Origin of the sequence: Streptomyces omiyaensis (genome assembly GCF_014650895.1) — a bacterium.
GTDB lineage: Bacteria > Actinomycetota > Actinomycetes > Streptomycetales > Streptomycetaceae > Streptomyces > Streptomyces omiyaensis.
Genome location: NZ_BMVV01000017.1, coordinates 1 through 15,367, shown reverse-complemented (window position 1 = coordinate 15,367; position 15,367 = coordinate 1). Strand labels below are relative to the sequence as shown.

Sequence of the window (15,367 nt, the reverse complement as noted above, 5' to 3'; positions counted from 1 at the left end):
AAGCACCGGTTTCCTGGGAAAGGGGAAAGCGAATGTCACGCCACAACCCGGTAGAGGTGCAGATCCACACCGGGTCGTTATGGGTCGGCGGAGACGCGTACCCCCTGCGGAACATCTCGCACGTGGGCCAGCGCCGCCTCGTGCCCGTGAAGAAGAAGATCGGCAAGGACCTGTTCTTCGGCATCGTGCGGATCTGGCTGGTGCTCGGCTTCGGCGCGGCGCTCGCGCAGTCCACGGAGAACACCGTCGCCTACGTCGTGGTGGCCGTCGTCGTCGGCCTGCTGATCTGGCGTCTCGTCGTCAAGGTCAGACAGCCCGACCTCCCGGTCCTCTACGGCCTGATCGTGAACACGGCCGGCACCCAGCGGGACACCGTCTGGAGCACCCACAAGCACGAGATCGACCACCTGGTCCTGGAGATCACCAAGGCCATCAACATCCCCGGCGGCGCCCAGATGGTCTTCCACGTCGAGCACGCCGTCGCCGGCGACCTCATCCAGCAGTACGGCGCCGGCAGCATCGGCAAGGCCAGCCACTTCGGACACGGCAACATTCAGGCAGGGTGACATGAGCAGCGACCAGATCCACCAGTACGGCGCCGGCAGCGTCGGCAAGGCGAGCCACACGGGTTCGGGCGACATCGTGGCCGGCGGCAAGACCGTCGGCGCGGCCACCCCGGCGACGGCCCTGGACGACCTCCTGGCGGCCGTCGAGGGCCTCCGCTCCCACCTCGACGACACCCGCCGCGCCGAGCTCGACGCGGCCGCCGCCGACCTCAGCCCCGGGGCGACCCGGGCCGAACTGGAGGGCCCCCTCACCCGTATCGCCGGCATCGCCGCCCTCGTGGGCGCGGTGGGCGGCCCCGTCGTGGCGGCGGTCCAGGCCCTCCTGGCCTCCCTCGGCGCCTGACGCCCCCGTACGGGGCTTCCGCCGGGGCCGCCCCGGCGCCCGGCGGAAGCGCCGCGGGACCGCCGGCGCCGCTCAGGGCGCGGCGGCCCGGGAGGAGACGGTGCGCGGGAAGGAGACCTCCACGCGGCGGTTCTTCTTCCGGCCCTCCTCGGTGCGGTTGTCGGCGATGGGGTAGTCCTCGCTGTAGCCGCGGATGTCGTACGAGGTCCCCGGGTCCAGCTCGCGCGCGAGCACCTCCTGCACGGCGACGGCCCGCTCCTTGGAGAGCTTCAGCCCGTGCTCGTACGTCCCCAGGTTGTCCGTGAACCCGAACACCCGCACCCGGCCGGACCCCTGCGTCCGGACCTCCGCGGCGATGGCCCTGATGCGGGCGGCGGCGGCGGGGCTGAGCCTGGCGCTGTTCTTGGCGAACAGCACCTCGGCCTGGAGCGCGAAGGTCACGTCGACGTTGGTGTCCTCACGCCGCTGCTCGCCGCCCTCCTCCTCCACGATCTGCTTGATGTCCAGCACCTTGGCGGGCGCGAGCGTGGCGCCGTCGGGCAGCATCAGCCCCGGCGCGTTGGAGTCGATCGCGGGCGGCGCGGACGAACTCCGGCTCCCCGGCGGATCGTCGGCGAACGCGCTCCCCGTCCCGACCGTCCCCGAGACCACCACCACGGCCACCACCAGCGCGGCCACCCTGCGTCGTCCTGTCATCGTCGTCATGGCGCCGCCTCAGGAGAGCTTGAGCGTGGCAGGTTCGAAGGTGGGCAGTTGGAACGAGACCTCGGTGGTGGCGGCGGGGGGCGCGGGGAACTGCATGAAGACGGCGGTGGACTTACCGGGCCCGAGGCTGTCGAGACCTGTGGTGGTCAGTGGGCGTCCGTCGGTGTCGCGGAGGACGTAGTAGCGCTTCTTGCCGACCCCATCGACGAGGGTGGCGCCGCCGAGGGACAGACCGTGCTTCACGACCTCGGTCTCGTTGCCCCTCATTTCCCCGGGCAGGACGACCGACGACCCTGTGGGGTTGGAGAGACGCCCCTTGATCGTGAGGAAACCGCCTGCGTCGCGCTCTGCGGATTCGATCGCCAACTCCACCCCCTTCCTTCCCTTGGCTACCGTAAGGGGCTCGGCGGGCTCCTCCGCCGGCTTCTCGGTGCTCTGCTCGGTCTGTGTGGGGGCGGGCTGTTGAGAAGCCTGAGATGTCCCGGCCGGCTTTGGCGATGCCTTGGGCTCGTCCGTGCCGCAGCCCGCAACGAGCAACGAGGCAGAGGCAGCGAGGACGATGAACCCCCCTCTCGTGCGAGAGATCTTCATGAAGGGTGCTTCCTTTACTCGTCGTCGCCGGTCAGTCGAATACGGAACAGGTCGCTCACAGCAGGAAGAACAGGATCCTCGGGGTCGATGCTCACGCCCTCCCCGTCACAGACAAGTCCCGTGATCGGTTCGGGCTCCTCGTCGGGCTCTGCTGAAGGCGTCGAAGTCGGGTTCGGTACGGGTGTGGGATCGGGATCCCGTGTGGGTTCCGGCTCCTGCGTAGGCGCTGGAGGGTCGAACGAGCAACGAGGTTCGATCACTGCCACCGCCGTGGCCCTGCCCTGCTGGTCCTCCACTCCCGGAACGATCGAATCGCCCACCTTCTTCGTGCTGTGCACCGTGACCCGGAAGCCGAGCTCGATCGGCGAACACTCGTCGACCTCAGCACCATTACTGACGGCGAAGTCGGTCGCGCTCCGGCACGCCAACAGGGTGTCGATGTAGGCATCACCATCGACAAAGCTCTGCCATTGCAAAGGATCGTCGATCACCCCGAGCCAACCCTCTCGTAGTTGGTCCCTGGCGTCCTGGGCGGCCGCGAGGACCGCGGCATCCGCGGCGGTCTGCGCTCCGTTGCGGATGACAGCGGCCTTCCCGACCACGAAGAAGACGACTGCCAGGAAGAGCAAGCCTGCAATGGCAGCCACATAGGCGGGAACGGCTTGGCCGTCATCCGTCGCCGCAGTCGCTATTCGCCACCGCCGCCCGTGATGTCGCTGATCTTGTCTCGGATCGCGTTCAAGATCGACGTTCCGATATCGGTACCGGTGATGGCGATGATGATCGCAGCCACCACCACGATGATCCCCAGATACTCCACCGCCGTCTGTCCCCGGTCGCCCCGGGAGGACAGGAAGAGTCTGGTCCTGGTCAGGGCTTTCAGCAGCGCGTCGTTCATCGTGGTCCCCTCCGCGGTCTGACGCTTGCGCAGTCGCACGGTACGCCCGTGGTCCCTGTGGTGCACAGGGTCCCTGGGGTCGTTCGTCAGATCGGGTCATGGGTGGGACCTTGTACTCCGGCAGGGTATGGCCTGGGGCGGTGGGTCCGTGGGGAGTTGGGGGAAGTCGCATCGGGGCCGCCTCATTCGCCGGCGATCGAGCCGAGGTCGGTGCCCGTGCCGAGGAAGAGGCCCGCGCCGAGCAGGATCATCGTGGCCGGGACCATCAGGGTCGTGATGACCATCGTCGCCTTGGGGACCGCCTTCGCGGCCTTGCGGCGGGCGTTCTGCGCGTCCGTGCGGCGCATGTCCTCGGCGATCTGGATCAGGGTGTCGACGATGGGCGCGCCCAGCTCCTCGCCCTGCTGGAGGGCGGTGACGAACTGGGCGACCTGCTCCGAGTCGTTGCGGCGGCGCAGCTCGTCGAAGGCCTGGCGGCGGGTGACGCCCATGTCCATCTGGCGCAGGGTGATGCGGAGTTCGTCGGACCAGGGGCCCGCGTACTTGTCCGCGACGCGTTCCAGGGCCTGGCGGAATCCGAGGCCCGCCGAGACGACGACCGCGAGGACGTCGAGGAAGTCGGGGAGGGTGCGCTCGATCTGGTCCTTGCGGATGCGGACCGCCGACCAGATGCCGACCTCCGTCCAGAAGGCCCCGAAGGCGAAGAGGAGCGCGGCGGTGACGTACGAGCCCCTGGTCAGCATCAGCAGTCCGCCGAGGCCGCCGAGGAAGCCGTAGACGGCGCGCCGGGCACCGTACCGGTCGATGGTGAGGCCGCCGGGGTTGCCCGCCAGGTCGATGCGGCGACGGACCGCGCCGACCCGCTTCGGGCCCATCCAGCGCAGGACCGCCGGGGACCAGCGCATGCCGAGGCGGTCGACGGCGGAGTCGACCGCGCCGGTGCGGGTCGCGCCGACCTCCAGGGCGAGGCGGAGGTCGTCGGGGAGGCGCGCGTCGGCGCGGTAGAGGCGGAGCCCGTGGGCGAAGCCGGCGACGGAGAGGCCGGCGAGGAGGGCGAGGGCGAGTTCGAGCATCGGTGGCACCGGCCCCTACACGTCGATCTTCGAGAAGCGGCGGATGACGGCGAAGCCGAGGACGTACAGCGCGCACGCCACGACCACCGCGCCCTGGCCGAGCGGCGAGCCGGTCATCCGGTCCAGGGCGCCGGGCTGCATGTTGTCGATCAGGAGGAGCGAGCCGAAGCCGATCACGGGGACCGCGTACGCCGTCATGCTCACCTGGGAGAGCTGGGTGCGGACCTCGCGCCGGGTCTCCTTGCGCTGCTCCAGCGTCTCGGTGAGGTTGCGGAGGGAGGAGACGACCGTGCCGCCGGCCCGGTTGGCCAGGACCAGGGTCGTGACGAGGACCACGAGTTCGCGGGAGGGGAGGCGTTCGGCGAGTTCCTCCAGGGCGTCGTCGAGGGAGGTGCCGACCGCGAGCTGCTGGGCGACCTTCTCCAGTTCGTCGCCGGCCGGGGACTCCATCTCGTCGGCGGCGAGGCTGATCGCCATCCGGAGGGCGAGTCCGGCCTGGGTGGCGTTGGCCAGGATGCGGGAGAGCTCGGGGAGCTGGTTGATGAAGCGCTCGATGCGCTTCTGCCGCTGCCAGCCGAGGTAGCCGAGCGCCACCCACACCCCCAGCAGGCCGCAGATCGGGCCGAAGAAGGGGGAGAGGGCGGCCTGGCCGACGGTCCAGAGGACGGCCGCCGTCACCGCCAGGGCGACGGTGAACTCGCCCGGGGTCACGTCCAGTCCGGTGGCGGCGATCCGGCGTTCCAGGGTGCGGCCGAGGGCGGTGGTCCGGATCCGCCGGTCCAGGGCGGGGAAGCGGCGCCTGCGGCGGCCGGTGGCCTCGGGCGCGGCGGTGTCGTCGAGGCGGGCGACGAGCGCGGCGTGGCGCCGCGCCCCGTTCGCGTACACCTGGACGCCGGTGACGCCGAGGACGCAGGCGAGCAGCGCCGCGCCGGCGGTCAGCCAGAAGGGGTCGGTCATCGGGCGCTCCTAGCTCGCTTCCCGGGTGGCGAGGCGGGTGTCGTCGGCGGCCACGCCGAAGGCGGGGGGGATGGGCTGACCGGCCATGTAGAGGCGTTCGGCGACGCGGCGCGGGAGCGGGTGGTGGACGTACCGGCCGTGGACGCGTCCGTCGGCGGCGAGGGGTTCGGCCTGGAAGTGGCAGACGGTGGCGAGGAGGAAGCGTTCCCGGCCGTGCGAGGCGAGGATGGCGATCTCGGTGACGCGGCGGGTGCCGTCGGGGTGCCGGGTGAGCTGGACGAGGACGTCGACGGCGCTGTTGATCTGGTCGCGCAGGGCCTCGAAGGGGACCTTGACCTCGGACATCGACGCCAGCGTCTGGAGGCGCATGAGGGCGTCCTCGGCCGCGTTGGCGTGGACGGTGGCGAGGGAGCCGTCGTGGCCGGTGGACATGGCCTGGAGCATGTCGAGGGTCTCGCCGCCGCGGACCTCGCCGACGATGATCCGGTCGGGGCGCATGCGGAGCGAGTTGCGGACGAGGTCGCGGATGGTGACCTGGCCGCGGCCCTCGATGTTCGGCGGGCGCGCTTCGAGGCGGATGACGTGGGACTGCTGGAGCTGGAGTTCGGCGGAGTCCTCGATGGTGATGATGCGTTCGCCGTCGGGGACGAGGCCGGAGAGGGCGTTGAGAAGGGTGGTCTTCCCGGTGCCGGTGGCGCCGGACACGATGATGTTGAACTTCGCCTGGACCAGACCGGAGAGGAGCAGCAGCATCTGCTCGTCGAGCGAGCCGAGGCCGATCATCTCGTGGAGGGTGTAGGCGCGGGGGAAGCGGCGGATGGTGAGCGTGGCGCCGGTGAGGGAGAGCGGCGGGATGATGACGTTGACGCGTTCGCCGGAGGGGAGGCGGGCGTCGACCATGGGGTTGGACTCGTCCACGCGCCGGTTGACGGTGGAGACGATCCGCTCGATGGTCTGCATCAGCTGCTCGTGGGAGGCGAAGCGGAGCGGGAGGAGTTCGACCCGGCCGCCGCGCTCGATGTAGATCTGGTCGGGGCCGTTGACCATGATCTCGGTGATGGAGGCGTCCTCCAGGAGCGGTTCGAGGACGCCGAGGCCGAGGGCCTCGTCGACGACGCGGCGGATCAGCCGGCCGCGTTCGGCGGTGGAGAGGACGGGGCCCTCGCGGCTGATGATGTGCCCGAGGACGCGTTCGAGCCGGGCCCGGCGCTCGGCGGCCGCCAGGGCGGACATCTCGGTGAGGTCGATCTCCTCCAGGAGTTTGGCGCGGAAGGAGGCGACGAGGTGGCCGTCCTCCCGGCCGCCGGGGCCGAGGGCGCGCGGGTCGTCGCCGGCGTGGTGGATGCGGGCGCGCAGGCTCATGGCAGGTCGTCCTCCTCCGGGGACCCGGACAGGGGCATGGTGGCGGTCCTGACGACGGGGTCGAAGGACCAGAAGGGGATCACCCGGGGGACGTCGACGGTGACGACGGCGGTGAACTCGCCGCCCGCGCCGCCGGCTTCGACCCGGGGCGCGATCCAGCCGGAGACGGCGGCCTCCGCGGCGGCGGCGGGGCCGATCCGCTCCTCGCCGGGGGCCAGGTCCCTGGTCGCCGCCCGCGCCGCGGCACGGGCCGCCGTCCCGGCCTGCTGGGCCGCGTAGGCGGCGAGCCCGAGCTGGAGTCCGGCGAGTCCGACGAGCAGCAGGATCGGCAGGAAGCCGAGGTACTCGATGGCCGCCTGGCCCCGGTCGCGGCGGGCGCGCGGGGAAGCGGTACGGCTCCGGGGGGAAGCGGTACGGCTCCGGGGGGCGTCGCCCGTGGAGCCCGTACGGACCGGCCGGGTACCGCCCGGTCCCACCCGCGGACGGCCGGGGGCGGCGTCCGGGACCCGTCGTGGACGGCCCGCGTCCCCCTCCCCGGTCCCCCGTGAGCGGTTCACGGTCCCTCCCCCGGTCCCTCGTGGACGGTTCGGGGCGGCGTCCCCGGCCCCTCCTGGACGGTTCGGGGCGGCGTCCCCGGCCCCTCGTGAGCGGTTCACGGTCCCTCCCCCGGTCCCTCGTGGACCGCTCCCGCCGTCGCCACGACGCCGTCGAAGGCGCCGAGGCCGGGGAAGAGGATCGGGACGGGGACCTCGACCGTCACGGTGACCATGCCGCCGGAGGGGGCGCCGCACCGCACCGCGGCCCCCGCCCACGCCCCGTCCAGGTGCCGGCGCGCGGCGCCGTCGCAGTCGCCGTCCACGGCGGCGGCCCGCGCCGCCTCGTCCGCCGCGTTCCCCGCCAGGGTGAAGGTGTAGCCGACCAGGACGACCTGCCACAGGAGGGCCATGGTCAGCAGGACGACCGGGACCATGCCGGTGAACTCCACCGCCACCTGGCCCCCGTCACCGCTCCCCCGCCGTCGCATGGCTCAGCGTCCTCCCGCGCGCCGCCGCAGTCCCAGGGAGCCGCGGTCGCCGGCGCGGGCGAGCTGCTTGCCGGGGGCGGGGGCGGCCGGCGGGCCGGTGAGGCCGAGTTCGCCGGCGAGGGCCCACAGGGCCTGCTTGACGGTGGAGCGGGCGTCGAGTTCGTGGAGGCGGCCGGCGTCGACGACGGCCTGGAGCTCCTTGTAGGCGGCGGGGACGGTGACGGCGGCGATCCGGGTGCCGGTGATCTTCTGGACGAGGGCGGGCTGGATCTCGGTGGCGCGGGAGTGGCGGTTGACCAGGGCGACGCTCGCCTCGGCCTTGCGGACCTGGAGCCGCTCCCACATGCGGACGGTCCGCCGGGCGGCGCGGACGGCGATGACGTCGGGGGTGGTGACGAGGAGGGCGGTGTCGGCCAGCTCGACGGCGGCGGCGTTGGCGCTGTCGAGGCGGGATCCGCAGTCGACGACGACGACCTCGTGGCGGGCCCGCAGGGCGCCGACGATCTGGCGGGCGGCTCGGTCGGTGACCTCCTCGCCCCGCTCGCCCTCGGCGGGGGCGAGGAGGAGGGAGAGGCCGGTCTCGTGGACGTAGACGGCGTCCTGGAGGACGCGGGGCGAGATGTCGGTGATGGCGGCGAGGTCGGCGGCCGAGCGGCGGAACTGCACGTCGAGGTAGGAGGCGATGTCCCCGCTCTGGAGGTCGAGGTCGACGAGGGCGACGGTGCGGCCGGCGGCGCGGGCGGCGAGGGCGAGCTGGACGGCGGTGACGGTGGTGCCGACGCCGCCCTTGGCGCCGCTGACGGTGACGAGGGTGCCGCCGGGGCCGGCGAGGAGTTCGGCGGCGCCGCCGCCGAGGTGGCGGCGGAAGCCGGCCGACCACTGGGCGGCTGCCTGGACGCGGCCGGCCAGCTCCTCGTAGCCGAGCGGGAGCGAGACGAGGCCGCGGGCGCCGGCGTCCATGGCGGCGGAGAGGAGGCCGGGGCCGGAGTCGGCGGTGATGAGGACGACGCCGACGGCGGGGAAGCGGAGGGCGACCTCGCGGACGAGGTCGAGGGCGGGGACGGGGCCGATCCGCTCGTGGACGAGGACGACCTCGGGGAGCGCGTCGAGGGATTCGGCGGCGAGCCGGGCGAGGGTGTCGACGAGCTGGGTGGAGTCGGGGACGGGCGGGACGGGTTCGGCGTCGGGGAGCTGACCGAGGAGGGCCGCGACGGCCCGGGCCGCGTCGGGGTCGCCGACGGCCGGCAGGATCCTGGTGGGCATGGCCGGGCCTCACTTGTCCTTGTCGAGCGTGTAGGTGCGGTCGCCGGCGGCGGGCGGGGCGGGCGCGCCGTCGGCGGAGGGGGCGACGAGGGCGAGGCGTACGTGCTCCGCGAAGGACTCGGCGTAGGCGACGCGCTGGGTGTCGACGGGCGAGAGGGCGAAGGTGATCGGCACGGCCTCGACGGTGGCGCGGGAGCCGGACTTCTGGGGGGTGAAGGGGGTGAGGACGCCGACGTCGATGACCCGGGCGCCGGAGACGAGGAGCCGGGACTGGCTCGGTTCGTCCTTCTTCTCGCCGGCGAAGGTGGCGTAGATGTTGACGGTGGCGCCGGCGGTGATCTTTCCGGCGACGCCGGTGGCGGCGTCGATCATGATGGCGATCTCCTGCTCGCCCGGGCGGAGCGCGGGGCGGGCGACGATCATGTCCTTCTGGAGGAGGGAGCCGGCCCTGAGGGTGGTGACGGCGATCTTCCCGTCGATCTGGGCGAGGTCGGTGACGGCGGTGCCGGAGAGCCAGCGTTCCGGCATGGAGATCTTCTCGAAGTTGCTCGCCTTGAGCCGCACATAGGGCTTGATGTCGCTCTTCACCCGGTACGCGGTGGTCTCCGGCCCGACCTTGGCGTTCACGTCGCTGATGACCGCGAGGACGCCGGCGAAGGCGCCGAGGGCGCAGAGGACGGAGAGCAGCAGCAGGATGACGCCGCGGCGCTGGCGGGAGTTCATGGCCGTTCTTCCTCGGTCGGGGGCGTGGGCGGGTTCATCGGGTCGGTCCGGCCTGGACCGGGGCGGCGTCGGCGAGCGGGGCGGCGCAGAAGCCGCAGCGGTCGCCGATGAGTTCCATGCCGCACCAGTGGCAGGTCTCGCGGCGCACGGAGGCGACGAGCTGGTGGAGGACGGGCAGGTCGGGGAGGTACGCGGCGAACTCGACGAGCTTGGGGGTGCCCCACCAGGCGGGTGATCCGGCGGGCAGCGGGGTCTCCTCGACGGGGCCGGCGACGGACCAGCGGGGGGCGAGGGCGGTGGTGGGCCACTCGGTGGCGAGCTGGCCGCGGGCGATCAGCAGGCGGGTGGTGAACTCGGGTCCGGTGAAGTCGGATTCGTCGGCACCGACGCGGACGATCCGGGGGGTGGGTCCGGCGAGGACGGCGAAGTTGGCGCCCGGGAGCCAGCTCTTGAGGTGGGAGCCGAGGCTGACGGGGACGCGGTCGAGGCGGGAGACGGAGCCGAGGACGGCTCCGGCGTAGATGTAGTGGGCGAGGAGGCGGGCGGCGGAGGCGAGGACGCCGGGGCTGAAGTCGCAGGCGGAGAGCTGGCGGAGCTGGCGGACCAGGACGGCGGTGCCGAGGGGCGGGAGGTCGGTCCTGACCAGGGCGATCCGGTCGCTCTCCAGGAGGCTCCGGACGGTGTGGAGGCGGTGGGCGACGGCGGCGGGCGCGGCGGCCGGGCAGACGACGAGGACGTGGCCGAAGCGGTCGACGAGGCGCCGGAGTTCGGTGAGGGAGTCGTCGAGGGTGCGGGCCGCGGGGTCGGCGAGGACGGCGGCGTTGGGGGTCGCGGGGTCGGTGGGCGGCAGCACGAGGTCGGCGCCGGTGACCGCGATCGCTGTCGGCACGTGAGTCCCCCGCCTTCCCGTCCCCCCGGCGCCTCCGCGGCCGCCCGGCCTCGGGTGCCCCGGGGGCCGCACATCACGACTGTTCTGCACTTTATCCACGCGGACCGGGGTGGTGAACACACAATCCGTCAACTCCCGCCCCCTTTCCCGTCACCGGACCCTCCGGTTCCGCGCGGCGGCGTCTTCGTCAGAGGTCTTGACAACACAATTGGTCTGGACCAACTTGGTGCGACAACGGCGGTGGCCACCGACCCGATCCCCTGACCGCAGTTCCCCGTACGACGACGTACGGCACCTCCAGCTCCCGACTCCCCCACCGGAGGATGCACGTGGACCGCACCACCCCCCGCCCGGTCACCGGCCGGCCGGCCGCCCGCCGCTGGCTCGGCGGAGCCCTCGCGCTCGCCGTCGGATCCGGCCTCGCCCTGGTCGGCGGCGCCGGCACCGCGCTGGCCGCCGACGTCAACAACGCCCGGAACGCGGGCTTCGAGAACGGCCTCGCCAACTGGTCCTGCTCGGCCGGCAGCGGCACCGCCGTCGCCACCCCGGCCCGCACCGGCGCCGGCGCCCTCAAGGCCCTGCCCGCCGGCCTCGACAACGCCAAGTGCGTGCAGACCGTCGCCGTGAAGCCCAACTCCACCTACGCGCTCAGCGCCTGGGTCCAGGGCGGGTACGCCTACCTCGGCGCGAGCGGCACCGGGACCGGCACCGGCACGGTCTCCACCTGGACGCCCGACTCCCCGTCCTGGAAGCAGCTGACCACCAGCTTCACCACCGGCGCCTCGACCACCTCGGTCGAGATCTACACCCACGGGTGGTACGGCACCGCCGCCTACTTCGTGGACGACGTGAGCGTCTTCGGTCCCGACGGCGGCGGCGGCCAGGACCCCGACCCGGTCGTCCCCGCCACCCCGGCCGGGCTCGCCGCCGGCACCCCCACCACCAGCGCGGTCCCGCTCAGCTGGGGCGCGGTCTCCGGCGCGACCGGCTACAAGGTCTACCGGGACGGCGCGCTCGCGGCGACCGTGAGCGGCACCTCCACCACGGTCACCGGCCTCGCCGCCGACACCGCGTACTCCTTCCAGGTCTCGGCGACCAACGCGGCGGGCGAGTCCGCCAAGTCGGCCGCGGTGAGCGCCCGCACGGCCAAGACCGGCGGTGGCGGCGGGGACAACCCGGCCGTCCCGAAGCACGCGGTGACCGGCTACTGGCAGAACTTCGACAACGGCGCCACGAAGCAGAAGCTCCGCGACGTGCAGGCGGCGTACGACATCATCGCCGTCTCCTTCGCGGACTCGACGGCCACGCCCGGCCAGATCGTCTTCAACCTCGACCCGGCCGTCGGCTACACCTCGGTCGCCGACTTCAAGGCCGACATCGCGGCCAAGAAGGCGGCCGGCAAGTCGGTGATCATCTCGGTCGGCGGCGAGAAGGGCAACGTCACGATCAACAGTGACGCCAGCGCCACCGCCTTCGCGAACAGCGCGTACGCCCTCTTCCAGGAGTACGGCTTCAACGGGATCGACATCGACCTCGAGCACGGCATCAACTCCACCTACCTGACCAAGGCGCTGCGCCAGCTGTCCGCCCTGGCGGGTCCGAAGATGGTCCTGACGATGGCCCCGCAGACCATCGACATGCAGTCCACGGGCACGGAGTACTTCAAGACCGCGCTCGCCGTGAAGGACATCCTCACGGTGGTCAACACCCAGTACTACAACAGCGGTTCGATGCTGGGCTGCGACGGCAAGGTGTACAGCCAGGGCTCGGTGGACTTCCTCACCGCGCTCGCCTGCATCCAGATCCAGGGCGGCCTCGACCCGTCGCAGGTCGGCCTGGGCGTCCCCGCCTCCACCCGGGGCGCGGGCAGCGGCTACGTCGCCCCGTCGGTCGTGAACAGCGCGCTCGACTGCCTGACGAAGCTGACCGGCTGCGGCACCTTCAAGCCCGCCCAGGCCTGGCCGACCCTCCGGGGCGCGATGACCTGGTCGACCAACTGGGACGCGACGGCCGGCAACGCCTGGTCGAACGCGGTCGGCCCGCACGTCCACGGCCTGCCGTAACCCTGACGGACCCTTCCCGCGAGGCGCCGCCGGTCTTCCGGCGGCGCCTCGCCGCGTCCGGGGGGTCCGTCGCCTACCGTGAACCGATCATGGCCGAAGCACCTCTCTTGACCAGTCCATGACATGGCTCCACCATGTGCCCCGGACACCCGCACCTGTTGTCGCACTCCCCCACACTCCCCACCCAGGAGACACCATGCGACGTCCCCGACGCGGCAGAAGGTCCGCCACCCTCGCGGCCCTCGTGGCGCTCGCCCTCGCGGCGCCCCTCTCCGCCCTCTCCTCACCCGCCGGCGCCGACCCGGCCACCGCCGCCAGGGGCGGCGAGGAGGTGATCCGGCAGTACGAGATCACCGGACCCTCCACCCCCGCCGCCCGCACCGCGCTCGCCGCCACCGGCGTCTCGATCGACGAGGTCGACGCCCGCTCGGTCGTGGTCAGCGCCGACGGCCGCCAGGCCGCGCGCCTCGCCGCCCTCGGCTACGAGCCGGTCGCCCTGCCGGGCCCGCCGGACCGGGGCGAGCCCGCCCGCTCCGCCCTCGGCCCGCTCGACTTCCCCTCGGCCGACGCCAAGTACCACAACTACGCCGAGATGACGGCGGAGATCGACCAGCGCCTCGCCGCCCACCCGTCGATCATGAGCAAGCGGGTCATCGGCAAGAGCTACCAGGGCCGCGACATCGTCGCCGTCAAGATCAGCGACAACGTGGCGGTGGACGAGAACGAGCCGGAGGTCCTCTTCACCCACCACCAGCACGCCCGCGAGCACCTCACCGTCGAGATGGCGCTCTACCTGCTGCGCGAGCTGGGCGCCGGATACGGCTCCGACCCCCGGGTCACCAACGCGGTGAACGGCCGCGAGATCTGGATCGTGCCGGACCTCAACCCGGACGGCGGCGAGTACGACATCGCCTCCGGCTCCTACCGCAGCTGGCGCAAGAACCGCCAGCCCAACTCCGGCTCCTCGTACATCGGCACCGACATGAACCGGAACTGGGACTACAAGTGGGGCTGCTGCGGCGGCTCCTCCGGCACCAAGTCCTCCGAGACCTACCGGGGCGCCGCCCCCGAGTCCGCCCCCGAGGTGAAGGTCGTCGCCGACTTCGTCCGCTCCCGCGTGGTGGGCGGCAAGCAGCAGATCAAGGCCGGCGTCGACTTCCACACCTACAGCGAACTCGTCCTCTGGCCCTTCGGCTGGACCAACGCCGACACCGCCCCCGGCATGACCCAGGACGACCGCGACGCCTTCGCCGCGGTCGGCGGCAAGATGGCCGCGAGCAACGGCTACACCGCGGAGCAGTCGAGCGACCTCTACATCACGGACGGCTCGATCGACGACTACCTGTGGGGCACCCACAGGATCTTCGGCTACACCTTCGAGATGTACCCGACCTCGTCCTGGAACGGCGGCTTCTACCCGCCCGACGAGGTCATCGAGCGCGAGACCAGCCGCAACCGCGACGCGGTCCTCCAGCTCCTGGAGAACGCGGACTGCATGTACCGCTCGATCGGCAAGCAGGCGCAGTACTGCACGGCCTGATCCCCGGGAAACGGGACCGGGGCCGGCGGGGGGAGTCCCCCGCCGGCCCCGGTCCGGCCCTCACCGCCGGCGGTGGAGCACCGCCCTGTCCGAGGCGTCGTCGACGTCGAACAGGACGTAGAGCCCGCCCTCGCCGCCGGAGCCCGCCACCCTCACCATGGAGATCAGGGCGAAGGAGGGCCTGTCGAAGTCCAGGTCGATGCCCTGGTCCCGGTCGCCGTCGTCGCTGAAGGACCAGTCCCCGCACGAAGTGATCAGCCGCTCGGGAGACCGCTCGACAGGGAAGTCACGCGCGCAGAACGTTCCGTCCGTCCGGAACTCGACGAACGCCCCGCCCTCCCCCGTCCACTCGCCCCGGAGCTGCTGGGCGGTGATGGTCCCGGGATCCCTCGGGTCCCAGCCCAGCGCCGAGGCGAGGAAGGCCCCGACGACGAGCAGGCCCCCTCCGAGGACCGCGAGCCTCTTCGCCTTCATCAGGGTGTCACCCGGATCGTTTCCGTCCACGAGATCGTCTGCGAGACCTCGGCACCGATTCCGGAGATCTCTCCGGCCGTGTCCAAGGCCTTTCCCACCGTCGCATCGTAGTAGTCGCGCATGCCGCCCGGCCAATGCGTGGCGGACGTCCAGTTCGTATTGTTCCGCAGGACGATGTCGATGCTCGCCGCGCCGTCGTGGACCTTGCCCCGCACCTTGTACTCGTACGTGTAGGAGCCGAGGAACGCGGCCGTCTCGCTGCCGGTCTTCCCTCCCGAGGCCTCCACGACGTCCTCACGTCCGGAGATGAAGTCGGGCACGAGAATGTTCCAGAGGTCGTCGGGAAGCCTCCAGGCACCGTCCTCCTTGAATTCGTTGAACGATCCCTTACCGCCCATTTCTCCGGTGAGGATCTTCTTCTTGATCGATTCGCGGACCAGATCCATGGAATGGTCCTTGCGGACTTCCTCCGTGAAGGTGTCGCCCGGACCGAAGCTGAAGGACTCCGGGGACAGGCCCAGCAGCCAGAGCCAGAAGAGCTGGCTTCCGCCGACGTCGCCCCAGCCCTTGCTCGGCACGCCCGAGCAGTTGCTGCCGGAAGTCGTGGAACCGCACGTGACACCGGGCGGAGCCGTGGCGTCGAACGGAATGGATTCGAGCCATGCCTTGCACTCGCGGTCGCACTCGGGCACCTGCGTCGTCGTGCTTCCCCGGTTCCCGGGGTCCCCTCCCTGGTCGCCCCCCTCGTCTCCGCCGGTGTTGCTCCCCTTGTTCTTCTTCCGCTGGACCTCCGGGTCGTTCTCTTCCTTGTAGGTGCCGTAGGTGCCGTTGCTGCCGGCGCAGTAGTTGGGGTAGCAGCTTTCGAGGCCGGTGGGGTCGCTGGCGGTGGTGGGGTT

The 15,367-nt window shown here is 71.9% G+C and carries 18 protein-coding genes; 4 read left to right on the top strand and 14 right to left on the bottom strand.

What is annotated here, in order from left to right; all coding sequences use genetic code 11:
- The first annotated feature begins 32 nt into the window (after positions 1–32).
- Positions 33–566, top strand: a complete 534-nt coding sequence (locus tag IE287_RS25165; protein WP_189851461.1) for a DUF6232 family protein — start codon at positions 33–35, stop codon at positions 564–566.
- Position 567: 1 nt separating this feature from the next.
- Positions 568–909, top strand: a complete 342-nt coding sequence (locus tag IE287_RS25160) for a hypothetical protein (RefSeq protein ID WP_189851460.1) — start codon at positions 568–570, stop codon at positions 907–909.
- Positions 910–981: 72 nt separating this feature from the next.
- On the opposite strand, the gene IE287_RS25155 is transcribed toward IE287_RS25160, so the two are convergent.
- From IE287_RS25155 to IE287_RS25100, 12 genes are all read right to left on the bottom strand, one after another.
- Positions 982–1,614, bottom strand: coding sequence for an OmpA family protein (locus IE287_RS25155; RefSeq protein WP_189851459.1), 633 nt, complete (start codon positions 1,612–1,614; stop codon positions 982–984).
- A gap of 9 nt (positions 1,615–1,623) precedes the next feature.
- Positions 1,624–1,980, bottom strand: coding sequence for a hypothetical protein (locus tag IE287_RS39330; RefSeq protein WP_308436883.1), 357 nt, complete (start codon positions 1,978–1,980; stop codon positions 1,624–1,626).
- Between the two features lie 239 nt (positions 1,981–2,219).
- Positions 2,220–2,834 carry a hypothetical protein gene (locus tag IE287_RS25145; protein ID WP_229883722.1) on the bottom strand — a complete coding sequence of 205 codons (615 nt, stop codon included), beginning with the start codon at positions 2,832–2,834 and terminating at the stop codon, positions 2,220–2,222.
- 59 nt (positions 2,835–2,893) lie between these two features.
- Positions 2,894–3,103: a Flp family type IVb pilin gene (locus IE287_RS25140; RefSeq protein ID WP_189851457.1), complete on the bottom strand. Its 210-nt coding sequence runs from the start codon at positions 3,101–3,103 to the stop codon at positions 2,894–2,896.
- Positions 3,104–3,285: 182 nt separating this feature from the next.
- Positions 3,286–4,176, bottom strand: a complete 891-nt coding sequence (locus IE287_RS25135) for a DUF5936 domain-containing protein (RefSeq protein ID WP_189851456.1) — start codon at positions 4,174–4,176, stop codon at positions 3,286–3,288.
- A 15-nt stretch (positions 4,177–4,191) separates the two neighbouring features.
- Complete coding sequence (locus IE287_RS25130) at positions 4,192–5,133, bottom strand: type II secretion system F family protein (RefSeq protein ID WP_189851455.1); 942 nt, start codon at positions 5,131–5,133, stop codon at positions 4,192–4,194.
- Between the two features lie 9 nt (positions 5,134–5,142).
- A complete protein-coding gene (locus IE287_RS25125; RefSeq protein WP_189851454.1) occupies positions 5,143–6,495 on the bottom strand; it encodes a TadA family conjugal transfer-associated ATPase in 1,353 nt (450 codons plus the stop codon).
- Positions 6,492–7,052 (bottom strand): TadE/TadG family type IV pilus assembly protein, encoded by a 561-nt coding sequence (locus IE287_RS39325; protein ID WP_308436882.1) that lies wholly within the window; start codon positions 7,050–7,052, stop codon positions 6,492–6,494. The genes IE287_RS25125 and IE287_RS39325 overlap by 4 nt, the downstream gene beginning before the upstream one ends.
- Before the next feature lie 95 nt (positions 7,053–7,147).
- On the bottom strand, positions 7,148–7,519 hold the full coding sequence (locus IE287_RS25115) for a TadE/TadG family type IV pilus assembly protein (protein ID WP_189851453.1): 372 nt from the start codon (positions 7,517–7,519) through the stop codon (positions 7,148–7,150).
- Positions 7,520–7,522: 3 nt separating this feature from the next.
- On the bottom strand, positions 7,523–8,782 hold the full coding sequence (locus IE287_RS25110) for a CpaE/TadZ family protein (protein WP_189851452.1): 1,260 nt from the start codon (positions 8,780–8,782) through the stop codon (positions 7,523–7,525).
- 9 nt (positions 8,783–8,791) lie between these two features.
- Positions 8,792–9,505, bottom strand: a complete 714-nt coding sequence (gene cpaB / locus IE287_RS25105) for a Flp pilus assembly protein CpaB (protein ID WP_189851451.1) — start codon at positions 9,503–9,505, stop codon at positions 8,792–8,794.
- 34 nt (positions 9,506–9,539) lie between these two features.
- Positions 9,540–10,394, bottom strand: coding sequence for a hypothetical protein (locus tag IE287_RS25100; protein WP_189851450.1), 855 nt, complete (start codon positions 10,392–10,394; stop codon positions 9,540–9,542).
- Between the two features lie 323 nt (positions 10,395–10,717).
- On the opposite strand from IE287_RS25100, the gene IE287_RS25095 reads away from it, so the two are divergent.
- A complete protein-coding gene (locus IE287_RS25095; RefSeq protein ID WP_189851449.1) occupies positions 10,718–12,457 on the top strand; it encodes a chitinase in 1,740 nt (579 codons plus the stop codon).
- Between the two features lie 196 nt (positions 12,458–12,653).
- Positions 12,654–13,997, top strand: a complete 1,344-nt coding sequence (locus IE287_RS25090) for a M14 family metallopeptidase (RefSeq protein ID WP_189851448.1) — start codon at positions 12,654–12,656, stop codon at positions 13,995–13,997.
- Positions 13,998–14,057: 60 nt separating this feature from the next.
- Here IE287_RS25090 and IE287_RS25085 read toward each other — a convergent pair whose 3' ends face one another.
- Both IE287_RS25085 and IE287_RS25080 read right to left on the bottom strand, forming a co-directional pair.
- Positions 14,058–14,471: a hypothetical protein gene (locus tag IE287_RS25085; protein WP_189851447.1), complete on the bottom strand. Its 414-nt coding sequence runs from the start codon at positions 14,469–14,471 to the stop codon at positions 14,058–14,060.
- Positions 14,471–15,367: hypothetical protein (locus IE287_RS25080; RefSeq protein ID WP_189851446.1), on the bottom strand; the 897-nt coding region annotated here is incomplete at its 5' end. The genes IE287_RS25080 and IE287_RS25085, both read right to left, overlap by 1 nt.